Annotated in this window: 3 protein-coding genes; 1 reads left to right on the top strand and 2 read right to left on the bottom strand. The window is 74.9% G+C overall.

Going from position 1 to position 2,687, the window contains the following annotated elements; translation table 11 throughout:
• Positions 1-152: 152 nt before the first annotated feature.
• Positions 153-980 carry a phosphatase PAP2 family protein gene (locus AOK16_RS14515; RefSeq protein ID WP_240483566.1) on the top strand — a complete coding sequence of 276 codons (828 nt, stop codon included), beginning with the start codon at positions 153-155 and terminating at the stop codon, positions 978-980.
• Here AOK16_RS14515 and AOK16_RS14520 read toward each other — a convergent pair.
• Both AOK16_RS14520 and AOK16_RS14525 read right to left on the bottom strand, forming a co-directional pair.
• A complete protein-coding gene (locus AOK16_RS14520) occupies positions 910-1,374 on the bottom strand; it encodes a hypothetical protein (RefSeq protein ID WP_055472678.1) in 465 nt (154 codons plus the stop codon). The genes AOK16_RS14515 and AOK16_RS14520 overlap by 71 nt on opposite strands.
• Positions 1,375-1,581: 207 nt before the next feature.
• Positions 1,582-2,687 (bottom strand): NAD(P)/FAD-dependent oxidoreductase (locus AOK16_RS14525; RefSeq protein ID WP_055472679.1); only part of this gene is annotated, 1,106 nt, incomplete at its 5' end.

Below are 2,687 nucleotides of genomic sequence, written 5' to 3' on the forward strand. Positions count from 1 at the left end.
CCCCCGGAGCCTCCGGCTCCGGAACTCCTCACCGGTCGGCTGGCCGCCCGCCCCACACCCCCCGGGGCTCGCGGAGCGCCGATCGCAAGGACCGCCCCGGAACTCTCCCCCCTGTTCCGGGGCGGTCGGCGTTTCACCGCCTGAGGTCGCTGGTGCGGCTGAAGTCACCGGTCCCGCTCAAGCCGCCGGTTCCGCCGAAGTCGCCGCCGAAGTCACCGGTCCCGCTGAGATCACTGGTCCCGCCCGCGCTCTGCGTCCTGCTCTTCGCGCTGCTCACCTGGCAGGTGGCGGCCGGGGGCCCGCTGTCGGCGCTCGATGTGCGGATCGGGCACGCCCTGCGCCCGTACGCCCCCTCCCCCGCCGCCGAACTCGGCGCGGATCTGGGGAACTTGGAGGTCGCGCTGCCCGTGCTGGCGGTGGCCGCCAGCTGGACGGCGTGGCGGGGCGCCCGCGCGCGGGCACGGCGCTGGTGGCTGCCGCCGCTCACCGCCGCGCTCGCGATGGCGACGGTTCCCGCGCTCGTGGGGCCGCTGAAGGTCTGGCTCGGCCGGCCGGGGCCGTTCGGCCCCGCCGAGGGGTACGGCTGGTTCCCGTCGGGGCACGCGGCCACGGCCGTGGTCGCCTACGGCGCCGCGGCGCTGCTGCTCGCACCCACCCCGCGCCGGACCATGCCCCATCCGCCTCTGGAGCCGAAGGGCGACGGCACGTTGCGCGTGCCGGCCGACGCGGTCGACGACCCATCGGCCCCCACCTCGCGCCGGACCCTCGCCCGGCGTCTGGTCGCGGCCGCCGCCGTGCTGGTCAATCTCGGCGTGGGGGCGGGGCTGGTGCTCCGGGGGTACCACTGGCCCCTTGACGTGGTGGGGAGTTGGGCGCTGTTCGGGGGGCTGCTGTGGGTGGCCGGGCCCGTCATCTCCCGTCGCGGGCCAGGGCCGCGGCCGCCTCGTGCATCGCCAGCTCCAGACTCGCCGGATCGGTGAGGCCGCCACTACCGTCCGGCAGGACCAGCCAGCGGACCCCGCCGGTGCTGCGCCCCGGGTAGGGGACGACGATCCAGGTGCCGCGGCCGGCACCGCGTACGCCCGTGGCGAGCCAGCGGGAGGCGGTGCCGGGCGGGACGAAGAAGCCCATCCGGGCGTCGCCGAAGTCGGCGAGGACCGGGCCGGGGCGGCCGCGGCCCCGGCTGAGGACGTCGAGCGTGGGATAGCCGAGCTCGCCCGGCAGGATCAGTACGTCCCACGCCACTCCGGCGGGCAGGAGCGCGACCCCGAGGGGGTTGCGCTCCCACTCGCCGCGGCAGGCCTCGGGGTCCGGTGCCACCGAAACCAGCCACTCGACCGCGGTCTGCTGAGCCCCCGCGCCGCCGCCGCTCATGACAGCCTCCGTCCGTACGCGCCTGTTTGTTGCGTGTCACAGGAGGAGAGGGGGCCGGCGGGGGATCATTACGCGGGTTTCGGCGGCGGGTTGGAACCTTTCGTGTCGCCGGGGTTGCGCCTGCGGCGGGCCGAGTCCCCTGACCCGCCGCGGTCGTGGCGCCCGGCCGGCTCCCCCACGGCCGATGCCCCCGCGGTCGACGCGGGTCTACGAGTCGAAGCCGAGGCCTATTCGGTCCAGGGTGCGTAGCCAGAGGTTGCGGCGGCCGTCTGTCGCGTCCGCGCGGGTCAGAGACCACTGGGTGAGGCCGATGCCCGCCCAGCGGACGGGTTCGGGCGGGAACGGGAGGGGTTTCGTGCGCACCATCTCGGGCGCCGTGCGCTCGGTCGGCTCGCCGTCCAGCAGGTCGAGCATCACGTCCGCGCCGAAGCGGCTGGCGCCCACACCGAGGCCGGTGTAGCCGACCGCGTAGGCGGTCCGGCCGCGGTGGGCGGTGCCGAAGAAGGGCGAGAAGCGGGCGCAGGTGTCGATGGCGCCGCCCCAGGTGTGGGTGAAGCGCACACCTTCCAGCTGCGGGAAGCAGTGGAAGAAGTGGGTGGCGAGCTTGAGGTAGGTCTCGGGGCGCTGGTTGTGGTCCTCGGCGACGCGGCCGCCGTAGTGGTAGACGGCGTCGTAGCCGCCCCACAGGATGCGGTGGTCGGCGGTGAGACGGAAGTAGTGGAAGTGGTTGGCGCTGTCGCTGAGGCCCTGGCGGTTCCGCCAGCCGACGGCGGCCAGTTGCCGGGCGCTGAGCGGCTCGGTCATCAGGACGTAGTCGTAGACCGGCACGATGTACGGGCGGACCCGCCGCACGAGGGAGGGGAAGGCGTTGGTGCCGAGCGCGACCTGCCGGGCGCGCACGCGGCCGTACGGGGTGCGGACCTCCGTTCCGGCGCCGTGCGGGGCGAGCCGCTCGGCGCGGGTGTGCTCGTGGATGCGTACGCCGAGGTCGAGGCAGGCGTGCTTGAGGCCCCAGGCGAGGCGGGCGGGGTTGAGCATGGCCACGCCGGTGCGGTCCCAGGCTCCGGCCAGGAAGGTGGGCGAGTCGATCTCGGCGCGGACCTGGTCGCGGTCGAGGAAGACCGTGTCACCGCCCAACTCGGCCGACTGGTCGGCCGCTTCACGGAGTTCGGGGATCTGGTGGGGCGCGGTGGCGAGGTCGATCTCGCCGGTGCGCTCGAAGGCGCAGTCGATGGCGTAACGGTCGACCGCGGTCTCGATGGCGTCGAGGTTGGCGCGGCCGAGCCGTTCCAGGGTGGGGAGTTCGCCGGGCC

Origin of the sequence: Streptomyces pathocidini (assembly GCF_001418495.1) — a bacterium.
Taxonomy (GTDB): Bacteria; Actinomycetota; Actinomycetes; order Streptomycetales; family Streptomycetaceae; genus Streptomyces; species Streptomyces pathocidini.